The organism is Microbacterium sp. ISL-103 (assembly GCF_018613995.1).
Taxonomy (GTDB): Bacteria; Actinomycetota; Actinomycetes; order Actinomycetales; family Microbacteriaceae; genus Microbacterium.
In genome coordinates this window covers 1-410 of sequence record NZ_JAGGPD010000504.1, presented here as the reverse complement: position 1 = coordinate 410, position 410 = coordinate 1, and the positions used below count along the sequence as shown (strand labels likewise).

Sequence of the window (410 nt, the reverse complement as noted above, 5' to 3'; positions counted from 1 at the left end):
ACACCCGGTCGGTGGTCGTGACCCCGATGATGCGACCCTCGTCGAACAGGACCCGTTGGATCACCCCCGCACACGCGACCTGCGCGGCGACCGAAACGGGAACGTGCGCACCGGATCCGGGGACCGTCGCCCACCCCGTGTTGCCGCCCGTCCCGAAGATGGCACCCGGTCCGAAGGCTGAGCCAGCGGCGTGAGCGGCGTGAGTGGCGTGGTTCGCGAGGTCGTGGGCGTCGACGTTGACGACGAGGACCGGTGATGCCCCACCGAGAGTGGGCATGTCTTTGTGGCGGGCAGCGATCACCACCACCGCCGCGAGAGCATCATGACGCTTCTGCGCCGCGGTGCGGTCATCGATCACGCACCGCGGATCAGAGTTGAACGGATCAGCGCCCTCCCCCTCGGCATCCGCA

The 410-nt window shown here is 68.8% G+C and carries 1 protein-coding gene; it reads right to left on the bottom strand.

The features are described 5' to 3' along the window. On the bottom strand, positions 1 to 410 hold a 410-nt coding region (locus tag J7E68_RS16675), incomplete at both ends, for a DUF222 domain-containing protein (RefSeq protein WP_215174477.1).